Origin of the sequence: Actinoplanes sp. CA-051413 (assembly GCF_050955795.1) — a bacterium.
GTDB lineage: Bacteria > Actinomycetota > Actinomycetes > Mycobacteriales > Micromonosporaceae > Actinoplanes.
The window spans coordinates 3,495,208-3,519,232 of sequence record NZ_CP192100.1 but is presented as its reverse complement, the minus strand read 5'-3'; the positions used below and the strand labels follow the sequence as shown (position 1 = coordinate 3,519,232).

General features: G+C 72.6%; 25 protein-coding genes and 1 pseudogene. 14 read left to right on the top strand and 12 right to left on the bottom strand.

From position 1 onward, the window contains the following. Positions 1–67: 67 nt before the first annotated feature. The 6 genes from ACQP2Y_RS16465 to ACQP2Y_RS16440 all read left to right on the top strand — a co-directional run bounded on the left by ACQP2Y_RS16465 (position 68) and on the right by ACQP2Y_RS16440 (position 4,887). Positions 68–319: a hypothetical protein gene (locus ACQP2Y_RS16465; RefSeq protein WP_433729063.1), complete on the top strand. Its 252-nt coding sequence runs from the start codon at positions 68–70 to the stop codon at positions 317–319. A gap of 214 nt (positions 320–533) precedes the next feature. Then, positions 534–737, top strand: a complete 204-nt coding sequence (locus ACQP2Y_RS16460) for a cold-shock protein (RefSeq protein WP_023361248.1) — start codon at positions 534–536, stop codon at positions 735–737. A 139-nt stretch (positions 738–876) separates the two neighbouring features. Then, complete coding sequence (locus ACQP2Y_RS16455; RefSeq protein WP_433729060.1) at positions 877–1,560, top strand: VanZ family protein; 684 nt, start codon at positions 877–879, stop codon at positions 1,558–1,560. A 15-nt stretch (positions 1,561–1,575) separates the two neighbouring features. After that, positions 1,576–2,238, top strand: a complete 663-nt coding sequence (locus ACQP2Y_RS16450) for a response regulator transcription factor (protein ID WP_433729058.1) — start codon at positions 1,576–1,578, stop codon at positions 2,236–2,238. A 2-nt stretch (positions 2,239–2,240) separates the two neighbouring features. After that, positions 2,241–3,338 carry a sensor histidine kinase gene (locus ACQP2Y_RS16445; protein ID WP_433729056.1) on the top strand — a complete coding sequence of 366 codons (1,098 nt, stop codon included), beginning with the start codon at positions 2,241–2,243 and terminating at the stop codon, positions 3,336–3,338. Positions 3,339–3,465: 127 nt separating this feature from the next. After that, a complete protein-coding gene (locus tag ACQP2Y_RS16440; protein ID WP_433729054.1) occupies positions 3,466–4,887 on the top strand; it encodes a serine/threonine-protein kinase in 1,422 nt (473 codons plus the stop codon). A gap of 14 nt (positions 4,888–4,901) precedes the next feature. Here the strand turns inward: ACQP2Y_RS16440 and ACQP2Y_RS16435 are convergent, their stop codons facing one another. The 5 genes from ACQP2Y_RS16435 to ACQP2Y_RS16415 all read right to left on the bottom strand — a co-directional run bounded on the left by ACQP2Y_RS16435 (position 4,902) and on the right by ACQP2Y_RS16415 (position 10,088). Continuing rightward, a complete protein-coding gene (locus ACQP2Y_RS16435) occupies positions 4,902–5,654 on the bottom strand; it encodes a class I SAM-dependent methyltransferase (RefSeq protein ID WP_433729052.1) in 753 nt (250 codons plus the stop codon). A gap of 74 nt (positions 5,655–5,728) precedes the next feature. After that, positions 5,729–6,628: a LysR family transcriptional regulator gene (locus ACQP2Y_RS16430; protein ID WP_433729050.1), complete on the bottom strand. Its 900-nt coding sequence runs from the start codon at positions 6,626–6,628 to the stop codon at positions 5,729–5,731. A 98-nt stretch (positions 6,629–6,726) separates the two neighbouring features. Continuing rightward, positions 6,727–7,176 carry a DUF6069 family protein gene (locus tag ACQP2Y_RS16425; protein ID WP_433729048.1) on the bottom strand — a complete coding sequence of 150 codons (450 nt, stop codon included), beginning with the start codon at positions 7,174–7,176 and terminating at the stop codon, positions 6,727–6,729. Further along, positions 7,173–8,165 carry an RNA polymerase subunit sigma-70 gene (locus ACQP2Y_RS16420; RefSeq protein ID WP_433729046.1) on the bottom strand — a complete coding sequence of 331 codons (993 nt, stop codon included), beginning with the start codon at positions 8,163–8,165 and terminating at the stop codon, positions 7,173–7,175. Before ACQP2Y_RS16420 ends, ACQP2Y_RS16425 begins: the two co-directional genes overlap by 4 nt. Before the next feature lie 63 nt (positions 8,166–8,228). After that, the gene (locus ACQP2Y_RS16415) at positions 8,229–10,088 is read right to left on the bottom strand and encodes a glycosyltransferase (RefSeq protein ID WP_433729044.1); all 1,860 of its coding nucleotides are present in this window, start codon (positions 10,086–10,088) and stop codon (positions 8,229–8,231) included. A 116-nt stretch (positions 10,089–10,204) separates the two neighbouring features. On the opposite strand from ACQP2Y_RS16415, the gene ACQP2Y_RS16410 reads away from it, so the two are divergent. Then, on the top strand, positions 10,205–11,677 hold the full coding sequence (locus ACQP2Y_RS16410) for a family 43 glycosylhydrolase (protein WP_433729042.1): 1,473 nt from the start codon (positions 10,205–10,207) through the stop codon (positions 11,675–11,677). On the opposite strand, the gene ACQP2Y_RS16405 is transcribed toward ACQP2Y_RS16410, so the two are convergent. Then, positions 11,664–12,326 (bottom strand): response regulator transcription factor, encoded by a 663-nt coding sequence (locus ACQP2Y_RS16405; RefSeq protein ID WP_433729040.1) that lies wholly within the window; start codon positions 12,324–12,326, stop codon positions 11,664–11,666. The two genes, ACQP2Y_RS16410 and ACQP2Y_RS16405, sit on opposite strands and share 14 nt — an antisense overlap. Further along, the gene (locus tag ACQP2Y_RS16400) at positions 12,323–13,453 is read right to left on the bottom strand and encodes a sensor histidine kinase (RefSeq protein ID WP_433729038.1); all 1,131 of its coding nucleotides are present in this window, start codon (positions 13,451–13,453) and stop codon (positions 12,323–12,325) included. The genes ACQP2Y_RS16405 and ACQP2Y_RS16400 overlap by 4 nt, the downstream gene beginning before the upstream one ends. Positions 13,454–13,571: 118 nt before the next feature. Between ACQP2Y_RS16400 and ACQP2Y_RS16395 the strand changes: the two genes are divergently transcribed. Genes ACQP2Y_RS16395 through ACQP2Y_RS16385 form a run of 3 tightly spaced genes read left to right on the top strand, consistent with a single transcriptional unit; the run spans position 13,572 to position 16,575 of the window. After that, positions 13,572–14,306 (top strand): ABC transporter ATP-binding protein, encoded by a 735-nt coding sequence (locus tag ACQP2Y_RS16395; RefSeq protein WP_433729035.1) that lies wholly within the window; start codon positions 13,572–13,574, stop codon positions 14,304–14,306. Beyond that, entirely contained in the window at positions 14,303–15,820 is a 1,518-nt protein-coding gene (locus tag ACQP2Y_RS16390) for an ABC transporter permease subunit (RefSeq protein ID WP_433729033.1), read from the top strand. The genes ACQP2Y_RS16395 and ACQP2Y_RS16390 overlap by 4 nt, the downstream gene beginning before the upstream one ends. A gap of 5 nt (positions 15,821–15,825) precedes the next feature. Continuing rightward, positions 15,826–16,575, top strand: coding sequence for an ABC transporter permease (locus tag ACQP2Y_RS16385; protein ID WP_433731971.1), 750 nt, complete (start codon positions 15,826–15,828; stop codon positions 16,573–16,575). A 13-nt stretch (positions 16,576–16,588) separates the two neighbouring features. Here the strand turns inward: ACQP2Y_RS16385 and ACQP2Y_RS16380 are convergent, their stop codons facing one another. Continuing rightward, the gene (locus ACQP2Y_RS16380) at positions 16,589–17,857 is read right to left on the bottom strand and encodes a prolyl oligopeptidase family serine peptidase (protein ID WP_433729031.1); all 1,269 of its coding nucleotides are present in this window, start codon (positions 17,855–17,857) and stop codon (positions 16,589–16,591) included. Between the two features lie 161 nt (positions 17,858–18,018). On the opposite strand from ACQP2Y_RS16380, the gene ACQP2Y_RS16375 reads away from it, so the two are divergent. From ACQP2Y_RS16375 to ACQP2Y_RS16360, 4 genes are read left to right on the top strand one after another with little or no spacing between them, the layout of a single operon-like run. Next, the gene (locus ACQP2Y_RS16375; RefSeq protein ID WP_433729029.1) at positions 18,019–19,776 is read left to right on the top strand and encodes a phosphatidylglycerol lysyltransferase domain-containing protein; all 1,758 of its coding nucleotides are present in this window, start codon (positions 18,019–18,021) and stop codon (positions 19,774–19,776) included. Then, positions 19,776–20,534, top strand: a complete 759-nt coding sequence (locus ACQP2Y_RS16370; protein ID WP_433729026.1) for a hypothetical protein — start codon at positions 19,776–19,778, stop codon at positions 20,532–20,534. The genes ACQP2Y_RS16375 and ACQP2Y_RS16370 overlap by 1 nt, the downstream gene beginning before the upstream one ends. Then, a complete protein-coding gene (locus ACQP2Y_RS16365; protein WP_433729023.1) occupies positions 20,531–21,553 on the top strand; it encodes an alpha/beta hydrolase in 1,023 nt (340 codons plus the stop codon). The genes ACQP2Y_RS16370 and ACQP2Y_RS16365 overlap by 4 nt, the downstream gene beginning before the upstream one ends. Further along, the gene (locus ACQP2Y_RS16360) at positions 21,550–22,242 is read left to right on the top strand and encodes an SGNH/GDSL hydrolase family protein (RefSeq protein ID WP_433729021.1); all 693 of its coding nucleotides are present in this window, start codon (positions 21,550–21,552) and stop codon (positions 22,240–22,242) included. The genes ACQP2Y_RS16365 and ACQP2Y_RS16360 overlap by 4 nt, the downstream gene beginning before the upstream one ends. Here the strand turns inward: ACQP2Y_RS16360 and ACQP2Y_RS16355 are convergent. From ACQP2Y_RS16355 to ACQP2Y_RS16340, 4 genes and pseudogenes are all read right to left on the bottom strand, one after another. Then, positions 22,236–22,469 carry an AMP-binding enzyme gene (locus ACQP2Y_RS16355; RefSeq protein ID WP_433729019.1) on the bottom strand — a complete coding sequence of 78 codons (234 nt, stop codon included), beginning with the start codon at positions 22,467–22,469 and terminating at the stop codon, positions 22,236–22,238. The two genes, ACQP2Y_RS16360 and ACQP2Y_RS16355, sit on opposite strands and share 7 nt — an antisense overlap. A 77-nt stretch (positions 22,470–22,546) precedes the next feature. Then, positions 22,547–22,741: pseudogene (locus tag ACQP2Y_RS16350) on the bottom strand (AMP-binding protein); the annotation flags it as partial. 205 nt (positions 22,742–22,946) lie between these two features. Beyond that, the gene (locus ACQP2Y_RS16345) at positions 22,947–23,831 is read right to left on the bottom strand and encodes an SMP-30/gluconolactonase/LRE family protein (RefSeq protein WP_433729016.1); all 885 of its coding nucleotides are present in this window, start codon (positions 23,829–23,831) and stop codon (positions 22,947–22,949) included. After that, entirely contained in the window at positions 23,828–24,010 is a 183-nt protein-coding gene (locus ACQP2Y_RS16340; RefSeq protein ID WP_433731969.1) for a hypothetical protein, read from the bottom strand. The genes ACQP2Y_RS16345 and ACQP2Y_RS16340 overlap by 4 nt, the downstream gene beginning before the upstream one ends. Positions 24,011–24,025 lie beyond the last annotated feature (15 nt).

Sequence of the window (24,025 nt, the reverse complement as noted above, 5' to 3'; positions counted from 1 at the left end):
GCTGCGACTGACGTCAGGCCGGCACCTCTGCTGGCGGGCGTTTGCAGCCGGCGGATACGGTCCGGCCGTGGACCCGCTGACCACCCTCGAGCCGGATGACCTCCGTGGCTGGTGGATCTGGTACGCCCTGCTCCAGGCTTGGCGGCTCCTGACGTTCCTGGGAGAGGCCGCCCCCTGGCTCGCCGGGGCGGTCGTCGTGGCCCTGGCCGGTCTGGTCGTGCTTCTGCGGATCGGCGCCCGGCGGCGAGCGGCTGCCCGGGCCCAGGCCGCTGACCAGCCCGCGGAAGACCGGGAGGGCCTGGCCGATGTCGGTTTCTGAGGGTGGACCGGCACCCTGCTGCACCCGGCCCGGAACATGCGCTACAGTGGTCCCGTTGCAGTTTTGATTTCCGTAGACGTTTTCCGGCGCCTGATGGGTTATCCAAAACCTTTCGGGCGCTTTTCGTTTTGGGTGTCGGTTTCGACGCAGGTAATCAACGCGGCGGCGTCAGAGTCCGCGCAGTGCGGTCTCTACAGCCTGCGAAGGAGCAGATATGACTACAGGCACCGTGAAGTGGTTCAACGCCGACAAGGGCTTCGGCTTCATCACCCCGGACGACGGCGGCGCTGACGTCTTCGCCCACTTCTCCGCCATCGCGACGAGCGGCTACCGCAGCCTCGACGAGAACCAGAAGGTGGAGTTCGACATCACCCAGGGCCAGAAGGGCCTGCAGGCGGAGAACATCCGCCCGCTCTGACCTTCGCTCTTCCGAACGGCGGCCCGACTGATTCAGTCGGGCCGCCGTTCGGCGTTCCCGTCAAGGTGCACCGCGGGTATCGCCGACGTATGGAAAATCGCATACGCCCCGGCAACAGCGGACCCTCTTCAATGAGGCCATGAGCCCCAGGAGAACCCTGTCCGTCGGCCTGGCCGTTCTCGGCCTCGCGGGCGCGGTGTTCGCCGTGCGGCGGCCGCTCGTGATGGCCGCTCCGGCGTGTCTGGTCGGGCGGTGGCACGGCTGCTACGACACCGAGAACGGCCTGATCCTGATGATGCTGGTCGGGCTGCCGCTCGCCGCTCTGCTGGTGTGGGCCCTGGCCTACCGGCGGCGCGCCATCGGCGTTTCCCTGGCCTGGCGGATCTCGGTGGCCGACGTGGGCCTGGTCTACGGGACGGTGCCGTTCATCTGGATGACCTTGATGCCGGGTCCGGGAGCGGGTGTCGTCCCCGGCCGGGTCAGCCTGGTGCCGCTGCGGGACCTCATCACGATGGGACCGCTCGGGATCGGCGGCAACCTGCTGATTCTCGCCGCGCTGGGCTTCTTCGCCCCGATGCGGTTCGCGGCGCTGGCCTCCGTACCGCGGATCCTGGCCCTCGGGGCCGGCTGCTCGATCCTGATCGAGACCGCGCAGTTCGTCTTCCGCCTGGACCGGGTGTCGTCGGTCGATGACGTCCTGGTCAACGCGGCCGGCGCCGCGCTGGCCGCGCTGGCGTCCCGGCGCTGGTGGCGCACCACCACCGACTCGCCACCTGACCAGCATCGACCCGCACCGGCAGCGGCCACCTCCGGACCGCGCTGACCATAGGCTGCCGGCATGCGCGTACTGATCGTGGAGGACGAGCCCTACCTGGCCGAAGCCGTCCGTGACGGGCTGCGGCTCGAAGCGATCGCCGCCGACATCGCCGGTGACGGCGAGGCGGCCCTGGAGCTGCTCGGCGTCAACTCGTACGACCTCGCGGTCCTCGACCGCGACATCCCCGGCCCCTCCGGCGACGAGGTGGCCCGGCGCATCGTGGCCTCCGGCAGCGGCATCCCGATCCTCATGCTCACCGCGGCCGACCGGATCGACGACAAGGCCTCCGGCTTCGCGCTCGGCGCCGACGACTACCTCACCAAGCCGTTCGAGCTGCGGGAGCTGGTGCTCCGACTCCGGGCCCTCGACCGCCGGCGTGGACACGCCCGGCCCCCGGTCCGCGAGATCGCCGGCCTGCGGCTCGACCCGTTCCGCCGGGAGGTCTTCCGCGACGGGCGCTACGTCGCGCTCACTCGCAAGCAGTTCGCCGTGCTGGAGGTCCTGGTCGCCGCCGAGGGCGGGGTGGTCAGCGCCGAGGAGCTGCTGGAACGGGCCTGGGATGAGAACGCCGACCCGCTCACCAACGCCGTACGCATCACCGTCTCGGCGCTGCGCAAACGGCTCGGCGAGCCGTGGATCATCGCCACCGTGCCCGGTGTCGGCTACCGCATCGATCAGGGGTGAGCGTGACCAGAGCGCCCGGGATGAGCGTCCGCCTCAAGCTGACCCTCAGCTACGCCGCTTTCCTCCTGCTGGCCGGTGCCCTGCTGCTCGCGGCCGTGTGGGTGTTCCTGCTGCGTTACGTCCCCGACCGGGCGTTGCTGATCGGCACCGACACCAGCATCAACGGCGTCTTCCCCGTCCGGTCCAACCTGCTGCACATCTTCGCTCCGCGGGCGGCCGCCGTGCTGGCCTTCGTGCTGGTGTTCGGCCTGGTCGGAGGCTGGGTCCTGGCCGGCCGGATCCTCGCGCCGCTCACCCAGATCGCGGACGCGGCCCGGACCACCGGCCAGGGGTCGCTGTCGCACCGGATCCGCATGAAGGGCCGCCGCGACGAGTTCCGTGAGCTCTCCGACGCGTTCGACTCGATGCTCGACCAGCTCGAATCCCATGTCGCTGAGCAGCAGCGGTTCGCCGCGAACGCCTCGCACGAGCTGCGCACCCCGCTCGCGATCTCGCGGACGCTGCTCGACGTCGCCCGTAAGGACCCCACCCGGGTACGGGGCGAGCTCATCGAGCGGCTGCACACCGTCAACCAGCGGGCCATCGACCTCACCGAGGCCCTGCTGGTGCTCAGCCGCGGCGACCGCGGGGACTTCACCCGGGAGGGCGTCGACCTGTCCCTGCTCGCCGAGGAAGCCGCCGAAACGCTGCTGCCGCTCGCCGAACGGCGCCGGATCACGCTGGAGGTCACCGGCGGAGCGGCCCGGACCAACGGCTCGCCTCAGCTTCTGCTGCGGATGGTGACGAACCTCGTACAGAACGCCATTGTCCACAACGTCCCGACCGACGGCACCGTCACTGTGCGTACTGAGTCGCACGGTGACACGAGCGTGTTGCAGGTCGAGAACACGGGTCGCCGGCTCCCGCCCGAACTGCTGCCCACGCTGACCGAGCCCTTCCAGCGGGGGACAGAACGGGTACGCACGGACGAACACGCCGGCGCCGGTCTCGGACTGGCCATCGTGCACAGCATCGTCCGAGCCCACGACGGCTCCCTCGACATCGGGCCCGGCCCCACCGGCGGTCTCCGCGTCACCGTCCGACTACCCGGTGCGCCGTAGCACCGTCGGCGAGCCAGGCGTGCTTCTCCCAGTGCGCGGCTGGGTATGACATGCGACACTCGCAGCAGGATCGGTGCCAAGAAAGATCCACACTGTGGGTGACGGATTCGCGCGACGGCCAGGAGGGATGACCATGCGATCTCTGGCCGGTCGTTACCGGGTCGATCAGCCGGTCGGCCACGGTGGCAGCGCCGTCGTGCACAGCGGCTACGACCGTACGCTCAAACGTCGCGTCGCGATCAAGCTGTTCTCGCCGTACCGGCCGGACAGCGGCGCGCCGTTTCTCGACGTGCTGCGCGAGGCGCGGGCCGCGGCGACGCTGAGTCACCCGAACGTCGCCCGCGTCTACGACTACGGCGAGGCGAGCGACGGGGACCAGCGGATCCCGTACCTGATCATGGAATTTCTCGAGGGTGACACCGTCGCCGACCGGCTCGCCGCGACCGGCGCGTTCGAATGGTCGCGCGCCGCCGAGGTCTGCGCGGACGTCGCCGCCGCCCTGGCCGCCGCGCACGCGCGGGACCTGGTGCACCGCGACGTGAAGCCTCGCAACGTCATGCTGACCCCGGGCGGCGTGAAGGTCCTCGACTTCGGCATCGCCGCCCTCGCCGGGCAGAACAGCTTCGACGCGCACGGGCAGCTGTGGGGCACCCCGGCCACCCTCGCGCCCGAGCAGCTGCGCGGCGAACCGACCTACCCCGCGGCCGATGTCTACGCGCTCGGCCTGCTGCTGTTCGAATGCCTCACCGGCACCCGCGCCTGGCCGGGCACCAGCGTCGGCGACATCCTCGCCGCCCGCTTCCAGCAGCGGGCGCCGCGGCTGCCGGCCATCGCCGGGCTGCCCCGCGAGATCAACCGGCTCTACGAGGCCTGCATCGCCGACGAGCCGGCCCGGCGCCCGTCGGCCGCCGAGGTCGCGGAGACCCTGCGGCGGGCTGCGGGCAAGACCCCGACGGTACGCCCGGCCGCCGTGATCACCCGCACCATCCCACCGGTACGGCGTAAGCGCTCCCGCAGCCGCGCGGCCGTCACGGCGTCGATTGCGGTGGCCGCCGCGTTCGCGAGCATCATCGGGCTCCAGGTGGCCAACGGTTACGCGACGCCGGGCGGCCAGCAGGCGGAGGCCGCTGTCGACGGTGCGCCCGTACCCCCGGCTCCGCGGCCCATCACCACCCCGGTCCCTTCCCCGACCTCGACCCAGCCGGTGCCCGACGTACCCAAGGACGACAGCGACCGTCCGGTCCGCCGGGTCACCGACACCTGGACCCGCGAGGCCACGACGCCGCCGCAGTATTCGAAACCGAAGCCCAAGCCGACGAGCGAGTCACCGACCACCAGGCCGACGACCCGCCCGACCAAGCCCCACCCGACGCCGAGCGACCCGCCGCCGACCACGACGGAGCCGGAGCCGGAGCCGGAGCCGACGGACCCGCCGGCCACCACCCAGCCTCCGGTCGAGCCGACGGACCCGCCGGACGAGCCGGACCCGGTGGACCCGTCGCCGCCGGCCGTGGAACCGGCGCAGGAAGTTGTCCTCGCCGATTCCTGAGCCTTCGGCTGTCCTCAGTGACCGCGCCGGGCCGTGACGATCCAGGCCCGCGAGTCGAAGTACACGCCGTCGTCCGTGCGGTGGGCGTCGAGAACGGTGCGCAGCCGCGTGATCGCCGACTCGGCGGCCGCCACTTTCCACAGGCGCCGCACGGCGTCGAAGGCGGCAGCGGTGTCCGGGCCGTAGTAGACCGGCTCGTGCACGTCGGTGAAGCTGACCTCCGTGAAGCCGGCCGCCGTCAGGATTCCCTCCGTGCCGGTCGGGTCGGCGAGGGAGAACGCGTCCGGGCCGCTCGGTGTGGCTGACGCGGCGGTCGGGGTCCAGGGGATCTCGGTGGCCCATTCATTGCGGTCGCGGCCCTGCCAGACCAGCAGCACCAGCCGCGCCCCGGGGCGCAGGGCCTGCCCGATGTTGGTGAACGCGGCGACCGGGTCGGCGAAGAACATCGTGCCGAACCGGCTGACGCAGAGGTCGAAATGCGCCGGCGCGAAGCGGTGGACCTGGGCATCCGCCTGCTGGTAGCTGACGTTGCGCAGGCCCTCGTCGTGGCTGAGCCGGCGGGCCTGCGCGAGCATCGGCGCGGAGAGGTCGACGCCGGTCGCGCTGCCGTCGACGGCGGCGCGGGCGGCCTCCCGGGTGGTCTGGCCGGTGCCGCAGCCGATGTCGAGGACCCGGTCGCGGGAGCCGACTCGGGCCGCGGCGCGGAAGTGCTCGTTGTACAGACGCAGCTCGGCGTCGTAGTCGAACAGGTCGGACATCGTCGTCATGATGCTGACGGTAGAGCGGCGTCATCATCGAGAAAAGCGATTGTTTCCGATCGAGGTGATCGCTCCGGGCGATCTCACATCCGCTTGCTCAGGTCCGCGGCCGCCTCGACAGCGATGTCGATCGCCCGCGCGGCGAGCGGCGAGTGGCTGCGGCCGGCCTGCCAGAGCAGGAAGACCTCGCGGGGCGGGAGCGCCGGCCGCAGTTCGTGCACGCGGAGCCGCTCGTCGGCCTCGACGCCGGATCCGTGCACGGCCAGCCAGGGCAGCACCGCCGAACCCATCCCGGCCCGCACCATCGACAGGATCGTGTCGTCGCCGCCGCTGCGGAAGACGATCCGCGGGCGGGCGCCGGCCCGCGCGAGAGCCAGCTCCATCCGGGGTTGATCGCAGACCAGCGGGTAGGCGACCAGGGGCTGACCGTCGAGATGTTCGACCTGGACCGGGCCGTCGGGAAACGTGCCGGGGCGGGCCACGAGCACGTACCGGTCGTCGAGCAGCTTGACGTGGTCGACGTCGCCGTCGAGCAGGCCGTCGTAGAACAGCAGGTCGAGCTCGTCGATCCGGGGCGGCCGGCCCGGCACCTCCTCGGTCATCCTGATGTCGCAGTCGGGGTGCTCGTCGCGCAGCCGGCGCACGACGGTCGGCAGCATGACGTTGGACATGCTCTGGAAGATGCCGATGTCGATCCGGCCCGCTCCGGCCCGGAACCGGTCGACCGCGTCGGCCAACGCCTCGGCCCGGGCCAGCAGGTCGCGGCCGTGTTCGAGCACCACGGCACCGAGCGGGGTGATCCGTACCGGCCGGGGGCCGCCGGGCCGGTCGAACACCGGCCCACCGACGGCCTTCTCCAGCGCGGCGATCTGCTGACTGATCGTCGACTGGGTGTAACCGAGCCGGGTGGCCGCCCGGCCGAACGAGCCCTCGTCGGCGATCGCGGCCAGGGCGACCAGATGCCGCAGCTCGACCGCAGTCACCCGGGTAGCCCGGCCCGCCGGGGAACTGGCGGAAGGCCAGTTCCCCGGCTGTTGGTGTCCACGGCCGGATCGTACTGCGCCGTCCCGTTGCCCGATCCTCAGTCGGTGCGGCTGCGGAGGCTGCGCGTCAGCGTCGGGACCATCACCGCCGCCGGGACGAGGTGCAGGCCGAGCAGAGCGGCGATCGTGGTGGTGTCCGCCCCGGAGATGAGGGGCGGGATCAACGAGATCACCGTCAGCGACGCTGCGGTCCACAGGAACCGGTCGGCGGGGCGAGCGCTCCAGCGCAGCAGAGCGGCGGCGATCGCCACGCCCACGATCGAGAAGAAGCCGGTCACCACGGCGAAGCCGGACAACGGGATCGTCTCGCCACCGTCGGGGATCGCGAAGTCGACGCCTGCGGCCCGGGCGAGCGCGGCGGCGAGCGTGGTGGCCACCGCCGCCGCGAGCGTGGCGACGAGACCGGTGCCGACGAGCCCGCGGATTCGGTGGCTACGGCCGGCCGAGGTCGGGCGGGCGACGACTCCGAGGTCGTCCCGGCTGGTCATGCCGTTCCCGCCGGCAGGCGCTCCGGCAGGCCGAGCTGCGCGAACTGGTCGTCGTGGAAGGTGATGATCTCCGTGATCGCCCCGCCGCTGATGCGCAGCACGTCGAGCGTCAGCGGCAGGTACGCGCCCTCCTGCTCCCGCCAGTGGTAGAAGGCGAAGGCGGGCTGCCGGTTCACCGCGGTACGGACGGCGCGCAGACCCGTCATGCCCTCGAAGCCGTCCTCCACCCAGTTGTTCACGACCGCGTCGCGGCCCACGTACAGGCCCGGGGTGGGTGGCATCGAGCAGCGGACGTCGTCGCGCAGCAGTGCCGCGAGCTCGTTGATGTCGGTGGCCACGCTGGCGTCGGTGAAGCGGCGTACCAGCTCGCGCGTCTGCGCGTCCTCCTCGCCGCCGGTCCAGTCCTGCCGCTCGGAAGGCAGGTGCTCCCGCATGCCGGCGCGGGCCCGCTGCAACGCGCTGTTCACGGAGTTGACCGAGTCCCCGAGCAGCTCCGCGACGTCCTTGGCCGGCCAGCCGAGCACGTCACGCAGGATCAGCGCGGCCCGCGGGCGCGGCGCGAGGTGCTGGACCGCGACCACGTACGCCAGCTCGATCGTCTCCCGCGCGACCGCCACGGCCTCCGGCCCGTCCCCGTCGCCCGCGGGCAGTTCGTCGAGCAGCCGGTCCGGGTACGGCTGCAGCCACCGCACCTCGCCACCGGTCGCCGGCTCCGGGCGTCGCTTGGCCAGCAGGTCGAGGCAGGCGTTGGTGGCGATCCGGTACAGCCAGGCCCGGAAGGTCGACCGCCCCTCGAACGTCTCCCGCCGCCGCCAGGCCCGCAGGAACGCCTCCTGCACGGCGTCCTCGGCATCCTCGAACGACCCGAGCATCCGATAGCAGTGCACATGCAGTTCCCGCCGGTGTCCCTCGACCAGCCCCGAGAACGCCGACTCGCTGACCTCCCCCAGTCCGTTCACGCCCAGCTCCTCCAACACGTCCACACCCATGACGTCACCCTTCCGTCTCGGCAGCTCCGTCGCAGGTATGACGGCCGAGAGCGGAAAAACTCATCAACGGCGGGTCACGCGGATCGAGAACTCGTTGTTCGCGTCGTAGTGCGGCTGCATCGTGACGCCGCCGGTGGTGATCGGCGGGAACACGTACGCGATGTCCTTGCGGGCCACGTCGTCCAGGAACCGGCCGAGCCGGACCGCGGGCTCCCCCGGCGCGTAGCGCAGCCAGAGCTGCCAGGTGCCCGCCGGCAGGGCGTCGATCCGTACGGCGAAGCCGGTGTCGGTGACGGAGCCCGGCAGCTCCCGGGTCTCGGTGCTCCGCAGCTCCAGCACCGGTTCGGCGGGCTCGGCGCCGACCAGGCGGCCCGCGATCCGCAGGCCGTCCGCGTCGATCAGCACGGTGGCGATCTCGGCGTACACGGGCCGGTCCCAGACCCGCAGGCCGAGGCAGCCGTCGCTGAGCCGGTAGGGCAGCTGGACGCGCTTGGCCGTACCGGGGATCAGGGCCCGGGTGTCCAGCCGGCCGGCCCGGACCGCCGCGCCGTCCGGGGTGCGCAGCTGCCAGGTCCCCTCGGTCAGGTCGCCGCCCACCGGCACCTTGTCGTCGTCGCGCCACCAGTTCAGCTCCGCGCTGTCCGCCAGCAGCAGCTCGTCGTCCGCGGTGACCAGCGCGTCGACGGTCGGGACGGCGGACGTCGGGGCCGGGCCGAGCACCGGCTGCGGCGGGGCCGGCCGCTCCCGGCGGGGCCACCAGCGCCGGCGCCCGGCCTTGCGGGCCGCGAGCCGGTCGAACAGCTGCTCGTACTGCTCGGCGATCAGGGCCGGGTCGTAGCGTTGCGCGTTCTTCAGCGCGGCGGCGGCCATCGCCTCCCGCTGCGCGTCGTCGTTGATCACCCGCAGCAGCGCGGCTGCCAGGGCGGCCTCGTCCCCGATCGGCGTGAGCAGGCCGTCCATCCCGTCCTGGAGGATCTCGGCCGGACCGTACGGCGCGTCCGTGCTGACCACCGGCACCCCGCACCGCATCGCCTCGACCAGCGTCATGCCGAACGGTTCCTGGTCGGAAGGCACAGCGGCGATCGCGCCCTTGGCCCACTCCGTCTCGATCGGCGTGTACGGGCCCATCATCAGCACGTTGTCGTGCAGCCCGAGCTCGGCGACCAGGGCCCGCAGCTCGTTGCGGAGCTTGCCCTGGCCGTAGACGCGCAGCTGCCAGTCCGGACGTTCGGCCGTCACCGCGGCGAAGGCCCGGATCAACAGGTCGTAGCGCTTGCCCTGGACCAGCCGGCCGGCCGCCACGACGATCTTGTCGCGGCCGTGCGACGGGGGCACCACCGGCGCCGGCACGCTGTTCGGGATGAAGGTCAGCTCGGTGTCCGTGAGCCGCACGTGCGCCCGGTAGTCCTCGGCGTCACGGGCGGTGATGGTCACGAAGGCGTCGAGCTTGCGCAGGTGGCGGGGCAGCTCCTCGCGCATGGCCTTGCGCTGCTGGAGCCGGGTCAGGTGCTCCTGGCCGATCTTGATCATCCGGTCCGGGGCGAACCGGCCGGCGTAGGCGATCAGGCCGGGCCGGGTGGCGATCACCACGTCGGCGTCGCTGGCGGCCAGGTAGCGCGCGTACCGCTCCTCGACCATCCGGTCGTAGTCGCTGGACCGGTAGTCGGCCTTCGGGTAGAACCGCGCCGGCCGGCCGCGCAGCGGATCGTCGGCAAGGTAGTCGGGGTGGTCGGTCCGGGCCTCGACGAGCGCCATCAACCGGACGGCCGGGTGCAGGGGCATGTGGGGCACGTCGCGCCGGCGCGCGGTGCTGAGCACTTCCACCTGGTGGCCCCGCTCGGCCAGGGCGCTGCCGAGATTGAAGGTCGTGGTGATGGTGCCACCGATACCGAAGCCGTCGTTGAGCAGGAAAAGGACCTTCACGGATCGGCACCCTAGACCGGTCGTGCGACCCCCGTCCATCCGGTGCGCAGAGCAGAACGCTTGACGACACGTCCCGACACAAGTAAACAATCCTTATCATTCATCGGGGATCATCGATGGGGGCAACCATGAACTCGATCGCCGCAGCGCTGGTGGCCCTGCTGATGGCGCCGGCCGTCGCAGCGCCGCCCACGTACACGACCGCGGAGGCCGGCAACCCCTTCGTCGACGGCCGCTACGCCGACCCGGACATCGCGCTCTACAACGACCGGTACTGGGTGTTCCCCACCTCCTCCCGGCCCTACGCCGAACAGACCTATCTGGACGCCTTCTCCTCCACCGACCTGGTCACCTGGACCAAACACCCGACCGTGCTGAGCACCGCGAACGTCTCCTGGGCGAAGTACGCGGTCTGGGCCCCCGCCCCGATCCAGCGCAACGGCCGGTACTACCTCTACTTCGCGGCCAACGACATCCAGAGCAACACCGAGCTCGGCGGCATCGGCGTCGCCGTCGCGGACCGGCCCGAGGGACCGTACGTGGACGCCATCGGCCGGCCGCTCATCGACCGCTTCGTCAACGGCGCGCAGCCGATCGACCAGGACGTGTTCATCGACGACGACGGGCAGGCGTACATCTACTACGGCGGCCACGGGCACGCCAACGTGGCCCGCCTCAACAGCGACATGACCAGCTTGGGCACGTTCCCCGACGGCTCCGTGTTCAAGGAGATCACGCCGGCGGGCTACGTCGAGGGCCCGCAGATGCTCAAGCGCAACGGCAAGTACTACCTGATGTGGTCCGAGGGCGGCTGGACCGGCCCCGACTACTCCGTCGCATACGCCATCGCGGACTCACCCACCGGACCGTTCCAGCGCCTCGACAAGATCCTGGCGCAGGACGCCGCGGTCGCCCGAGGCGCGGGCCACAACTCGGTCGTGAACATCCCGGGCACCGACACCTGGTACATCTTCTATCACCGCCGTCCGCTGGGCGAGACCGACGGCAACGCCCGCTACCTGGCCTACGACCGGATGACCTTCGCCGCCGACGGCACCATCCAGCGGGTGAAGATGCTCGTCAAGGACAACTTCGACGACAACAACGCGATCGGCTGGAAGACCTACGGCGGCTCGTGGACGGCCACCGGCGGGCAGTACCGGGCCCAGCACTCGTACGGCGGCAAGGCGCTGCTGACCGACAACCACACGAACGCGGTCTACGACGCCGACGTCACGGTCACCTCCGGCGCGGGCGACGCCGGTCTGGTCTTCCGGGCCACCTCTCCCACCGTCGGCACGGACAGCTACCGCGGCTACTACGCGGGCATCAGTCCGGCGGGCCAGGTCGTGCTGGGCAAGGCGAACAACAACTGGACCCGGCTGGGCGCAGCGTCCCTGTCCATCACCCCGGGCACGCGCTACCACCTGCGGGTCGAGGCGGTGGGCACGACCCTGAAGGTGTTCGTGGACGACATGGCGACCCCCAAAATCACCGTCACCGACGGTACGTACACAGCGGGCTCCTCGGGGGTTCGCGTCTACAACGCCGCGGCGGCCTTCGACAATCTGGCGGTCACGAACCGGTGATGCGGTAGCCGACCCCGGCCTGGGTGGTGATGATCGGCGGCTCGCCGAGCTTGCGGCGCAGCCGGCCGATCGTGACCGTGACGGTGTTGGTGAACGGGTCGGCGTTCTCGTCCCACACCTGCTCCAGCAGCGCTTCGGCGCTCAGGAACGCCGGCGCCGCCCGGAGCAGGGCCTCCAGCAGGGCGAACTCCTTGACCGAGAGGTCCAGCCGGCGGCCGTCGCGGGTGGCGGTGCGCCGGGCCGGGTCCAGCTCCAGGCCGGCGGCGTGCAGCGTGCGCGGCCGGGCCGACGGGCGGCGCCGGGCCAGCGCGCGGACCCGCAGTACCAGCTCGGGGAAGTGGAACGGCTTGGCCAGGTAGTCGTCGGCGCCCAGCGTCAGGCCGCTGACCCGGTCGCCGGGCGCGCCGGCCGCCGTCAGCATCAGGACCATCGGCCGCTCGTCCCGCTCGGTGATCATCTGGCACAGCGTGTCGCCGTGCAGGCCGGGCAGGTCGCGGTCGAGGACCACCACCTCGTACGGCGTCAGCTCCAGCTTCTCGGCGGCGGTCAGGCCGTCCAGCGCGACATCGACGGCCATCCCCTGGTCGCGCAGGCCCTCGGCGACCACCTCGGCCAGCGCCCGCGCGTCCTCGACCACCAGCACCCTCACGCGGCGCCCTCCGGCAGCAGCGGCAGCCGGATCGCCACGTGCAGGCCACCCTCGGGCCGGGCCCGCAACGCCAGCGTGCCGCCGTGGGCCGCCGCGACTGCCGCCACGATGGACAGTCCCAGCCCGGTGCCGGTGCCGGCGGTCCGCTCCACGCCGAGCCGCTGGAACGGCCGGCCGAGCCGGGCGACCTGGTCCGGGTCGAGCGGTGGGCCGCCGGTCTCGACGGTGAGCAGCGCGGTGCCGTGCTCGGCCGCGGCGACCACGCGGATCCAGCCGTCCGGGCCGTTGTGGGCGATCGCGTTGTCGACGACGTTGCCGGTCATCCGGGTGAGCAGCACGGCGTTGCCGTGGGTCCAGGCGTCGCGCCGCACGTCGGCGTCGACTGTGAGCCGTTTGGCCGCGAGGTCGGCGGCGCGGGCGGACATCACCTCCGTGACCAAATCCCCCAGCGAGACCGGGGCGCGGTCGGCGAGCGCGCCGTGCTGGGTGCGGGCCAGGATGAGCAAGCCGTCGAGCAGACCGTCGACCTGGTCCAGCTCGGTGCGCAGGCGGCCGGCGAGCGCCACCGTCTGCGGCGGCACCGGCCCGGGCTTCGCGACCGCGACGTCCAGCGACGCGCGCATCGTGGCGAGCGGGGTGCGCAATTCGTGGGAGGCGTTGGCGACGAACCGGCGCTGCGCCGCGAACGCCTGCTCCAGACGTTCGAGGAGCTCGTCGATGGTGTCGGCGAGCGCCTTGACCTCGTCGTCGGGGCCGGGCGCGGCGAGCCGCTCGTGCAGGTTGTCAGCGGTGATCGCCCGGGTGGCGGCGGTGATCGTCCGCAGCGGGCGCAGCACCCGCCCGGCGACCGACCGGCCGAGCAGCACCGAGGCCACGGCCATCACGGTCAGCGCGATCACCGAACCGGCGAGCAGCTGCCGCACCTGGTCCTGGTGCACGGCGGCCAGCTGGGCTTCCAGCTCTCCGATCCGCGCGGCCGCGTTGACCGGCTGCTGTTGCTGCCCGACCGGGACGCTGGCTCTGGTGTTGGAAATGGTGATCAGGCCGGTGAGGCCGAGCAGTGCGACGCCGGAGAGCATGAACAGCACCACGTACATGATCGTGAACTGACGCCGAGCCGTGCGCATCCCGTTCCCCCTGCCGTGCCGCCGTCCGGCACGTGACCAGCATGCCGGTCCGCACCTAACAGCGGAATGACGGTGTGCGTTCGGCCGCCGTTACGGCCCGCTGCGTAGAACCGGGGCCATGGAACCCACGATCGAGGTCACCGGCCTCCACAAACGGTACGGGCGCACAGTCGCCCTGGACGGCCTGTCCTGCACGGTACGGCCGGGGCACGTCACCGGCTTCGTCGGCCCGAACGGCGCCGGCAAGTCCACCACCATGCGGGTGGTTCTGGGCCTCGCCGCCCCGGACGCCGGCACCGCCCTCGTCGGTGGCGTGCCGTACCGGACGTTGCGCCGGCCGTTGACCCACGTGGGGGCCCTGCTGGACGCCGGGGCGGTGCAGCCCAGCCGCTCGGCTCGTAACCACCTGCTCTGGCTGGCCCGTTCGCAGGGCTTCGCGGCCCGGCGGGTCGACGAGGTGCTGGAGCAGGCCGGCCTGGCCGAGGTCGCCCGCCGCCGGGCCGGCGGCTTCTCGCTGGGCATGCGGCAGCGGCTCGGGATCGCCGCCGCGCTGCTCGGCGACCCGCCGGTGCTGATGCTGGACGAGCCGTTCAACGGCCTCGACCCGGAGGGCATCGTGTGGATGCGCGGGCTGCTGGGGACCTTGGCGGCCCAGGGGCGGGCCGTGCTGGTCGCCAGCCACCTGATGAGCGAGTTGCAGCACATCGCCGCGCACGTGGTGATCGTCGGCCGGGGCCGGGTGCTCGCCGACACCACCGTGTCCGAGCTGCTGGCGGCATCACCGTCGCTGGAGGAGGCGTACTTCGCGCTGACCCGCGACGCGGTGGAGTTCCGTGGGGAGGCAGCCCGATGAGCGACTTCGCCCGGCTCGTACGGGCCGAATGGGTCAAGTTCCGCACGGTCCGCGGCTGGGTGCTCGGCACGGTGGCCGCGGCCCTGGTGACCGTGCTGCTGGGGTTGTTCGTCGCGTCGAACAGCATCTCGTCCTGCTCGAACGGGACCGTGGACATCGAGTGCCCGGCGCTCCCGCTGGGCCCGGACGGCGAGCCGGTACGCGACAAGTTCTACTTCGTGCACCGGACGCTGGCCGGGGACGGCGCCATCACCGTACGGGTGACCTCGATGACCGGCCTGATCACCTATCCGCCGCCGGACCACGACAAGATCGTCCCGGGTCTGGTGGAGTGGGCCAAGGCCGGCGTCATCGCCAAGGACGGCACCGCCGAGGGCTCCCGTTACGTGGCTCTGATGGTCACCGCCGAGCACGGCGTACGGATGCAGCACGACTTCGTCCACGACACCGCGGGCAAGCCCGGCGCCGTGTCGGCGGGCGCCCCGCGCTGGCTGCGGCTGACCCGCGCCGGGGACACGCTGACCGGGGAGGAGTCGGCCGACGGCGCCGCCTGGAGCAGGGTGGGCACCGCGACGCTGGCGGGGCCCCTGGAGCTCGGGCTCTTCGTCACCTCACCGAGCGACCTCACCGTGAACGGCGGGGCCGGCGGCGGAAGCGTCCAGGCCCGGCTGGCCACGGCGACCGCCACCTTCGACAACGTCGGCTCGACCGGCACCGCGCCCGGCGGCGACTGGCGGCGCGACGACGTCGGGACCGAGCCGAACCCGGACGGCACCGTGCACCACCCGGGCAGCGCCGAGGAGGCCGGCGGGGTCCTGACGGTGTCCGGCAACGGTGACATCGCTCCCCTGGCCGGCGAAACGGGACCCTGGGTCCAGCTGGCGCTGATCGGGCTGGTCATCGGCCTGATCGTGGTGATCGTGGTGGCCGCCCGTACCGTGTCCGGCGAGTTCCGGCGCGGCCTGATCGGGGTGACGCTGCTGGCGAGCCCGCGGCGGGGCCGGGTCGTGGCGGCGAAGGCGATCGTGCTCGGCGCCGTCACGTTCGTCGCCGGTACGGCCGCCGCCGCGCTGGTCATCCCGCTCGCCTGGGAAGTGCTGACCGGCAACGGCTTCCGGCAGCCGGGGTTGCCGCTGGGCACCCTGGCCCGGGTGGCTGCCGAGGCCGGTCTGCTCGTCGCCGGCACCGCGCTGATCGCGCTGGGGCTGACAGTGCTGCTCCGTCGCGGGCTGGCCGCGGTGGGTGTCGCGGTGGCGGTGGTTGTGCTGCCGTACCTGCTGGCGGTTATCGGGGGCCTGCCCACCGCGGGCGCGGAGTGGCTCCTGCGGCTGACCCCGGCCGCGGCCTTCGCGTTTCAGCAGGTCGCGCCCGAGTACGCGCACGTGCTGGCGAGCTACACGCCCACGTCCGGCTACTACCCGCTGCCGGCCTGGGGCGGCCTCGCCGTCCTGGCCGGGTACGCCGCACTGTCCCTCGGCCTGGCAAGTGCGCGGCTGCGCCGGAGCGACGCGTGAGCCGGATGCTGTACGCCGAGTGGACCAAGCTGCGCACCGAACCCGCCGTTCTCTGGTTGGTGCCGAGCTTCGTCGTGGCGACGGTGCTGACCAGCCTGTTCGCGGTCGCCTCGGCACGCTGTGCCCGGGGCGGATGCGGCATCGATCCGGCGGTGCTGACCCTGGCCGGGGTGCAGCTCGGCCAGGCCATCGTCGTGCTGCTGGCCGTGTCGACGATCGGCGGCGAGCACAGCACGGGCCTGCTCCGTACGACGTTCACCGCCATGCCCCGCCGGATCGTCGTCCTGGCCGCCAAGACGGTCCTGACCGGCGGCTTGATCCTGGTCGTGGGGACGGTGGCCGTGCTGGGCTGCTTGGTCGCCGGCCGGGCGGTGCTGCCCGGCAGCGGCATCGCAGCGCCGTCACTGGCTGACGGTCCGACACTGCGGGCCGCCGTCGGGTCGGTGCTCTACCTGGTGCTGATCGGGCTACTGGCGCTCGGTGTCGCCGCCGTGATTCGGGACGCGGCGGCCTCGGCGGGGGCCGTGCTGGTCTTGCTGTACGCCGTACCGATGGTCGCGGCGGTGATCAACGATCCGGAGCTGCAACGCACGCTGCGCCGGTTCGCGCCGATGACGGCCGGGCTGGCCGTCCAGGCCACGACCGACCTGGACCACCTCCCGATCGGACCCTGGGCGGGCCTGGCCGTGCTGGCCGCCTGGGCCGCCGCAGCCCTGCTCTGCGGCGGCCTGGCTCTTCGGTTCCGCGACCCCTGACGGCCCGGGCGGCTCAGTTGCGTTGCCGGGCCATCCACTGCCAGATGCGGGTGCCGTCGATGCGCGGATCGTTGCGGGCCACATAGATCCACGACCAGTGGCCGGGGAACTGGTGGCCGTTCCAGACGACGTTGTCGTAGAGCGACAGCAACGAGCCGTCGATCAGCTCATGGGCGTGGACGGTGTTGGGCACCGGCGGCACGGTGGTGTCGTCGCGGGAGGTCACCAGCCAGGTCGGGGTCCGGATGGCCCGCAGCTCGGCGTCGGTGATCATCGTGGGGCCGCCGGGCTGCAGGGACTCGACGACGCCGCAGATGGGCACCGACGCCGCGAACAGGTCCGGGTAGACCGTGGTCATCTTCAGGCTCATGTAGCCGCCGTTGCTGGCGCCGACCACGTAGATCCGGTCGCGGTCGACCGGGTGCCGGCGCGCGACCTCACGGACGATCTCGCGGATCTGGGGGGCGAAGCGGTCACCGTCCTCGAGCCAGAAGGAGGGGCTCTGCGGGGCCACGACGTAGGCGCCGGCGAAGATCCGCTGGGCTTCCGGGGTGGCGAAGCCCAGCGCGACGCGATTGGCGCGCAGCGTGGTCTCGTTGTCGTAGTAGTTGTCCGGCAGCGAGGCTCCTTCACCGCCGCCGTGCAGCCAGACGACGAGCGGGCGCCGGCCCCGACTGGCGAAGCGGCGGGACGGCTGGAACAGGCGGTACTTCATCCCCGAGGCGGAGATGCCGTACCGGAACGCGTCCACCTCGGGGTTGGACAGCCGGCCCTGGACGAACTCGGCGATGGTGACCGGGCGGTGCCCCCGTACGGTGAAGGGTGCGTTCTGGGTGATCGTGTACGCGAGGTCGAGCCGTACGTTGCGGCCCCGGCTCGCGATGTAGCCGAGCGTGCCGCCACCGGTCTGGCCCTCGGCGTACGCGAGGTCGAGCACGATGTTGCCGTGGTGGTCGAGCCGGACGGCGGTCACCGCCCGGTCCAGGTCGTACTCGCTGAAGATCTGGTCGCCCGGCGCGATGGGGATCGGGCTCGTCGCCTTCGCATGCACGGTGAACGTGCTGGTCGTGAGACTCCCGGGGTCGATGCGGCCGAGTCCGCCGGTGGCGACGGTGAGCGAGGTGACCTGCTCGCCGCCGTCCAGGGTCTCGGCGTTGAGGGTGAACCGCGCTCTGGTGGCCGAGTGGCCGCCGGCCTGCGCGGCCGCACCCGGCAGGGCCAGCCCCACGGCGGCGCCGGCCCCGGCGGCCAGGACGGATCGACGGCTCATCGACGTGGCCATACGGCCTCCCTGTTTCGATCCCGTTAACGAGAATGCATTGACATGGGTCTATCACGGTTGCCGCGCCGAGCGGAAGCCCGGCGGCGCGGCGGCCCGGGATGCCCAGGAAGGACACAGAGAACTCTCGGCTGATGCCAAGCGCGCGGACAGACGATCGCGCTATGAGGCAGGCAGCAGCAGCGAGGCCCGAAGAAACAGCGCCGGAGGATCCCGAGGAACCCTGGCGGCCGCAGCCGCCGTTGTCCCGCGTGGCGGTCGCCCGGCTGGTCCAGCTGGCCGGGCTCTACAACGTCGTCACGGTGGTGCTGCCGTCGCCGCACGGCCGCTTCGGGGAACTGGCCGGGCTGCTGCCGATGGCCGGCGTGCTCACCGCTCGGGCGGCCAGCGCGGCGTCCGGCCTGCTGCTGGTCTATCTCGGGGCCGGGCTGCGCCGGGGCAAGCACCGGGCCTGGCAGGTGGCGGTGGTCCTGGCCGGGGCCGGGGTGGTGCTGCACCTGGCCCGGGGCTGGCACTACGACGCCGCCGCCGTCTCCGTGGCACTGCTGGTGATGCTGATCGTGGTCCGCCGCCGCTTCCACGCACAGGCCGATCCGTGGAACCGGTGGCGGGCGCTGGCCGCCTTCATCGGTTTCGCCGGCGCCGGGTTCGCGGTCGGGCTGCTCGAGATCGCCGTACGGATGAACCGGCTCGAAGGCCGTCCGGGAGTGATCGCCTGGATGCAGGAATCCGCGCTCGGGCTGGTCGGCGTCTCCGGGCCGATCCGGTTCGCGTACCCGCTGGGCGCCGAGACGGTCAGCTACACCACCGGCATGTTCGGGCTGCTCTCGATCGCGGCGGCCGTCGTGCTGCTGCTACGACCCGCGAACCGGCTGCCGCAACGCACCGGCGAGGACGACGCGGTGGTCCGTGAGCTCGTCCGGCAGCACGGGGCGGGCGACTCGCTGGGCTACTTCGCCCTGCGCCCGGACAAGTCCCTGCTGTGGGCGCCGTCGGGCAGGGCGGTGATCGCGTACCGCGTGATCAACGGGGTGAGTCTGGCCTCCGGTGATCCGATCGGCCTGGCGTCGCAGTGGCCGGAGGTCATCGCGGTGTGGCTGCGGGACTGTGCCCGGCACGGCTGGACGCCGGCTGTGCTCGGCTGTGGCAATGCCGCCGGCCGGGCGTACCGGAAAGCGGGTCTGGATGTCGTCGAGCTGGGCGACGAGGCGATCCTCGACGTCGCCGGTTTCACCCTGCAGGGCCGGGCGATGCGCGCGGTCCGGCAGGCGGTCGCCCGGGTGGAGCGGGCCGGTTACACCTGTACGGTCACCCGGCTGCGCGACCTCACGCCGGAGGCCCTGACCGAGGCGCAGCGGGCCGCCGACGCCTTCCGCGACGGCCAGGTGGAGCGCGGCTTCTCCATGGCGTTGTCGCGCCTCGGCGACCCGGACGACGGTGACTGCCTGTTCGTGGTCTGCCGGGACGCCGACGGCCGGATCCGGGGCCTGCTGCACTACGTGCCGTGGGGCACCGACGGGCTGTCGCTGGACCTGATGCGCGGGGACCGGACCGCCGAGAACGGGCTGACCGAGTTCATGGTGGTCACCACCATGACGGCCGCGCCCGGGCTGGGCGTGCACCGGGTCTCGCTGAACTTCGCCGTGCTGCGCTCGGTGTTCGCCCGGGCCGACGAGCTCGGGGCCGGGCCGGTGCTGCGGCTGTCGTACCAGGTCCTCAAGGCCGCCTCCCGGGTCTGGCAGATCGAGTCGCTGTACCGGTCCAACGCCAAGTACCAGCCCGCCTGGGTGCCGCGCTATCTGTGCTTCCCCGCGGTCCGTGAGCTCCCGCGGATCGCGGTCGCGGTCCTGTCGGCCGAGGCGTTCCTGCCCGGCCCGGGCCGGCGGCCCCCACTCACCCGGTCCTTTGCGGGGGTGCGCTGATGACGCTCACCGGCCTGCCGCTGGTGCTCGGCACCGGCGCCGCGGCACTGTCGGCCATTGCGTTTCTGGGATGGTCGTGGAACCGCGGCAGCCGCAAGCGGCGGTTGCCCACCCGCGTACTCAGCCTGCTGCTCAGCCAGACCCTGCTGGTGCTCGCCGTGGGACTGCTCTACAACCGTCACGAACAGTTCTATCCCTCGTGGCAGGCGCTGGCCGGGCAGACCGGCACCCCGGCGGGTATCGCCCCGGCCAGCACCGGCCGGCTGGACGCCTCGTTCGCGCGGGACCCGAGCGCCAGGTGGCAGCCGCCCGGTTCGGCGGCCTGGCAGCTCGCGGCGCCGCCCCGGGTCACCGTCCCGGCCGGGTACGGGACCCGACCGCTCGCGTACCCGGTCCTGCTCGCCCTGGGCGGCCGCCCGGCCGGCGCCGATCTCATCGAGGTCACGCTCTCCCCCATCGGGCGCACCAGCTCGCTGGCCGCGCTGCCCGGGCTGCTGGAGACCGATCTGCGGGCCACGCCACGCGGCTGGGTCCTGGTGGCCGCAACCGCCCAGGTCCCGCTCGCCCGGCGGCTGGTGACCGAACTCCCCGGCCGCTTCGCCGCGCTGGCGACCGTCGGTTCCGCGCCGGCCGGCACCGGACCAGCGGTTCCCACGCGCACGTTTGCGACGTGGTCCGCCGCGACCAGCTGGGCCGTCGCCCAGAGCCCGCCCGCGCTCGCGTCCCCCCGGGTCCTCCCGACGGCGTTGCCGGCATGAGGATCGACGGGCTCCCGCTGCTGGCGACCGGCCTCGCCCTGGTCGTGGGCTCCGCGGTGGCCGTGGCGGTGCGCTGGGAGCGGGCCGGCCGGATCGCGCGGACCGGTCTCGTCCTGGCCTGCACGCTGAGCGTGGTGGCCACGTCGGCGATCGAGCTGAACCGGCTCACCGAGGCCTACCCCAGCTGGAGCGCGCTCGGCGGCGTCCAAGAGGACCCGCCCGTCCCGCCGCCGCGCGCTGAAGACGCTTCCGGGCCCGGCGGCCGGATCGTCGAGATCACGGTGGCCGGGCGGGTCTCCCGCATGACCATGCCCGCCTACGTCTACCTGCCGCCCGGCTACGCCCGCAGCCACGAGCGCTACCCGGTGATCGAGGCCCTGCACGGCTTCCCCGGTTCGCCGAAGAGCTGGTTGCGCCGCCTCGACGTGCGGCGGCACCTCGACCAGGAAATCGCCACCGGCCGGATGGCCCCGGCCGTCGTGGTCTTCGCCTACCAGACGTCGGACCCGCTGATCGACACCGAGTGCACCGACCTGGCCGGCGGCCCGAAGGCGGAGACGTTCCTGACGGTGGACGTCCCGGCGGCGGTCCGGGCCGGCTTCCGGGTCCGGCCCGACGGCGCGGCCTGGGGCCTGGCCGGCTACTCGGCCGGCGGGTTCTGCGCCGCCGACCTGCTGCTGCGGCATCCGCGGGAGTACGCCGCCGCGGCCAGCCTGTCCGGGTACGCCTCCCCCGGCATCAAGGTCGGCGACGGCTCCGAGCTGGCCACCCACAACGTCTCCTGGCGGCTGCGGCACCTCCCCCAACCCCGGGCCGGGCTGTATCTGGCCTACGCCGCCGACGACCCGCCGTCCCGCCGGGACGGTCTGACCATGGCCCGGCTGGCCCGCCCGCCGCTGTCGGTCACCACGGCCGTCGTGGCCCACGGCGGGCACAGCGACGCGGTGTGGCAGGCCATGGAGGCGCCCGCGTTCGACTGGTTGTCGTCGTGGCTCGCCCGTCCTGCGGTCACGCCGTGAGGGCCGTGGTCGCGGTGCTCGGCGCGCTGCTGCTGGGCGGCTGCGCCACGCCGCCACCGGCATCGGCCCCGCCGGTCACCGTCGTCACCTTCGGCGACTCCGTCCCGGCCGGGACCGCCTGCCACTGCACGCCCTTCCCCGACCTGTACGCCCGGATGGTGTCCCCGGCAGCGGACTCGGTGAACCTGTCCGAGGCCGGTGCGACCTCGGCCGACGTGCGGCGCACGCTGAGCGGCGCGCACGCCCGGGACGCCGTACGGCGGGCGACGGTCGTGCTGGTCATGGCCGGGGCCAACGACGTGGCCGCGGCGCTCGACGACGATGACCCGTACGCGGCGCCCGTCGCGGAGGTGGGCCGCAACGTGACGGCCGTGCTGCGATCCGTGCACGACCTGCGGCCCGGCGTACCGGTGCTGGTGTTCGGTTACTGGAACGTCGTGGAGGACGGGGTCGCCGCGGGCAATGACGCCAGCCGGCGCGCGGCGGCCGTCGCGGCGACGGCGGCCTGCGATCAGGCGTTACGCGAGGCGGCGGCCGCGGCGGGTGCCACCTACGTCGACACGCTGCCGGTGTTCAAGGGTGGCACCGGGACCGGCGATCCGACCTCGCTGCTGGCCGCCGACGGCGATCACCCCAACGCCGCCGGACACGAGGCCATCGCGTCAGCGGCGTACGCGGCTGCTCATTGACCGGTCAGCCGGCGCAGTGCCACCTTGGCGAACTTGCCCGTGGCGGTCTTGGGGATCTCGGCCACGAAGCGGAACTCGTCACGCACCCACCACGAGGCCACCCGGCCGGCGAGGTGCGCCCGCAGGTCCTCGGCGGTGAGTGCCCGGTCCGGCGCGACGACCACGCACGCGAGGGGGCGCTCACCCCACCGCTGATCGGGTACGGCGACGACGGCGGCCTCGAGCAAGTCCGGGTGCTCATCCGCGGACCCGGCAGCACCAGCTCGGCCCCGGCCATCGCGGCGGCGTACGGCAGTCCCCAGGCGTTGACGTGGAACATCGGGACGATCGGCAGGACCACGTCGCGCTCGCTGATCGCGAAGCTGTCGGCCGCGAGCAGGGCCAGCGTGTGCAGCACGATGGACCGGTGGCTGTAGAGCACGCCCTTGGGCCGTCCGGTCGTGCCCGAGGTGTAGCACAGGCCGGCGGCGTCGTCCTCGGCGACGACGGCCGGGGCCACCGGCTGCGGCACCCGCGCGAGGAGCTCCTCGTAGTCGAGCACCCGGGCGTCGTCCGGGATCGGCTCGCCGCCACCGTCGTCCAGGTGGCGGTGACCTCGCCGGCCGCGGTGGCGGTGACCACCCGTTTGCGCGCGAAGAGCCCCTCGGCGCGGCGCATCAGCATGCCGACGTCGAGAGCCGGTCCTGCATCAGGCCGCGCATGGCTCAGGCGGCCGGGACGTCGACGCGGATCGCGAGGAGGCGGGCTTCGGTGGCGGCCTTGCGGGCCTCGTCGTGGAAGTCCGGCGCGGCGCACGCGTACAGGGTGCGGCCGTCGGCGCCGCCCAGGCCGCAGGCGTAGACCGGGGTGCCGGGACGGATCTCGTCGGTGATCGTGCCGCCCTCGGTCACCCGGATCAGGCGGCTGCCGGTCGCGTCGGCGATCCACAGCGCGCCCTCGGCATCGAGACAGGCGCCGTCCCCCGCCACGGTCAGCGTCGGCAGTGTCTTCTCCAGCGAGCGGTCGGTGGGCAGCGGCCCGAACTCGGCCCACACCCGGCGGTTCGTCAGCCGGCCGTCGGCAGTGAGGTCGAAGGCGCTGACCCGGTCGCCGAAGGTCTCCACGACCAGCAGGACGCCGTCGGCGGTGATCGCGCTGCCGTTGGGGAACCACAGGTCGTCGGCGACCTCGGTGACGGTGCCGTCGGGGTCGACGCGGTGCAGTGAGGTCGGCTCGATCGGGGCGCCGGCCATCAGGTCGAAACCGAAGTTGCCCACGTACGCGCGGCCCTGCGCGTCCACGCACATGTCGTTGGCGAGCCCTTTGGCGTACGGGGAAAGGTCGGCATGGGTGACGAGCGTGCCGTCGTGCTCGCGGCGCAGCACCCGGCGCTCGGTCATGGCGACGATCAGCAGGCGGCCGTCGGGCAGCCAGCCCAGCCCGGACGGCTGTCCCGGCACCTCGGCCTCCACGCGCAGGTCCGAGCCGTCCTCGGCGGCCGACGAGACGCGGTAGCCGTAGAAGTCGGAGAACCAGATCCGGCCCTCGTGCCAGCGGGGCGCCTCCAGGAAGTGGGCGTCCGAGACCACGGTGGTGGGTGAGTCACTCATGTCGTGCTCCTTCGGGGTGGGGTCACAGAGAGAGTCCTCCGTCGACCGGCAGGACGACACCGGTGATGGAGGACGCCCGTGTACGAGGTCACGTTGATGATCCGCCCCCGGTTCTGCCGGCGGAAGTGCGGCACGGCCGCCCGGGTGAACCGGAAGGTTCCGCCCGCGTGCACCGCCATCACGGCCTCGTAGTC

Excerpts from the sequence above, each read along its gene's own strand:
- ACQP2Y_RS16460 (WP_023361248.1), top strand. The coding sequence starts at position 534 with ATGACTACAGGCACCGTGAAGTGGTTCAACGCCGACAAGGGCTTCGGC.
- ACQP2Y_RS16455 (WP_433729060.1), top strand. The coding sequence starts at position 877 with ATGAGCCCCAGGAGAACCCTGTCCGTCGGCCTGGCCGTTCTCGGCCTC.
- ACQP2Y_RS16450 (WP_433729058.1), top strand. The coding sequence starts at position 1,576 with ATGCGCGTACTGATCGTGGAGGACGAGCCCTACCTGGCCGAAGCCGTC.
- ACQP2Y_RS16440 (WP_433729054.1), top strand. The coding sequence starts at position 3,466 with ATGACCATGCGATCTCTGGCCGGTCGTTACCGGGTCGATCAGCCGGTC.
- ACQP2Y_RS16435 (WP_433729052.1), bottom strand. The coding sequence starts at position 5,654 with ATGACGACGATGTCCGACCTGTTCGACTACGACGCCGAGCTGCGTCTG.
- ACQP2Y_RS16425 (WP_433729048.1), bottom strand. The coding sequence starts at position 7,176 with ATGACCAGCCGGGACGACCTCGGAGTCGTCGCCCGCCCGACCTCGGCC.
- ACQP2Y_RS16420 (WP_433729046.1), bottom strand. The coding sequence starts at position 8,165 with ATGGGTGTGGACGTGTTGGAGGAGCTGGGCGTGAACGGACTGGGGGAG.
- ACQP2Y_RS16410 (WP_433729042.1), top strand. The coding sequence starts at position 10,205 with ATGGGGGCAACCATGAACTCGATCGCCGCAGCGCTGGTGGCCCTGCTG.
- ACQP2Y_RS16400 (WP_433729038.1), bottom strand. The coding sequence starts at position 13,453 with ATGCGCACGGCTCGGCGTCAGTTCACGATCATGTACGTGGTGCTGTTC.
- ACQP2Y_RS16395 (WP_433729035.1), top strand. The coding sequence starts at position 13,572 with ATGGAACCCACGATCGAGGTCACCGGCCTCCACAAACGGTACGGGCGC.
- ACQP2Y_RS16390 (WP_433729033.1), top strand. The coding sequence starts at position 14,303 with ATGAGCGACTTCGCCCGGCTCGTACGGGCCGAATGGGTCAAGTTCCGC.
- ACQP2Y_RS16385 (WP_433731971.1), top strand. The coding sequence starts at position 15,826 with ATGCTGTACGCCGAGTGGACCAAGCTGCGCACCGAACCCGCCGTTCTC.
- ACQP2Y_RS16380 (WP_433729031.1), bottom strand. The coding sequence starts at position 17,857 with ATGGCCACGTCGATGAGCCGTCGATCCGTCCTGGCCGCCGGGGCCGGC.
- ACQP2Y_RS16375 (WP_433729029.1), top strand. The coding sequence starts at position 18,019 with ATGAGGCAGGCAGCAGCAGCGAGGCCCGAAGAAACAGCGCCGGAGGAT.
- ACQP2Y_RS16370 (WP_433729026.1), top strand. The coding sequence starts at position 19,776 with ATGACGCTCACCGGCCTGCCGCTGGTGCTCGGCACCGGCGCCGCGGCA.
- ACQP2Y_RS16365 (WP_433729023.1), top strand. The coding sequence starts at position 20,531 with ATGAGGATCGACGGGCTCCCGCTGCTGGCGACCGGCCTCGCCCTGGTC.
- ACQP2Y_RS16345 (WP_433729016.1), bottom strand. The coding sequence starts at position 23,831 with ATGAGTGACTCACCCACCACCGTGGTCTCGGACGCCCACTTCCTGGAG.
- ACQP2Y_RS16340 (WP_433731969.1), bottom strand. The coding sequence starts at position 24,010 with ATGGCGGTGCACGCGGGCGGAACCTTCCGGTTCACCCGGGCGGCCGTG.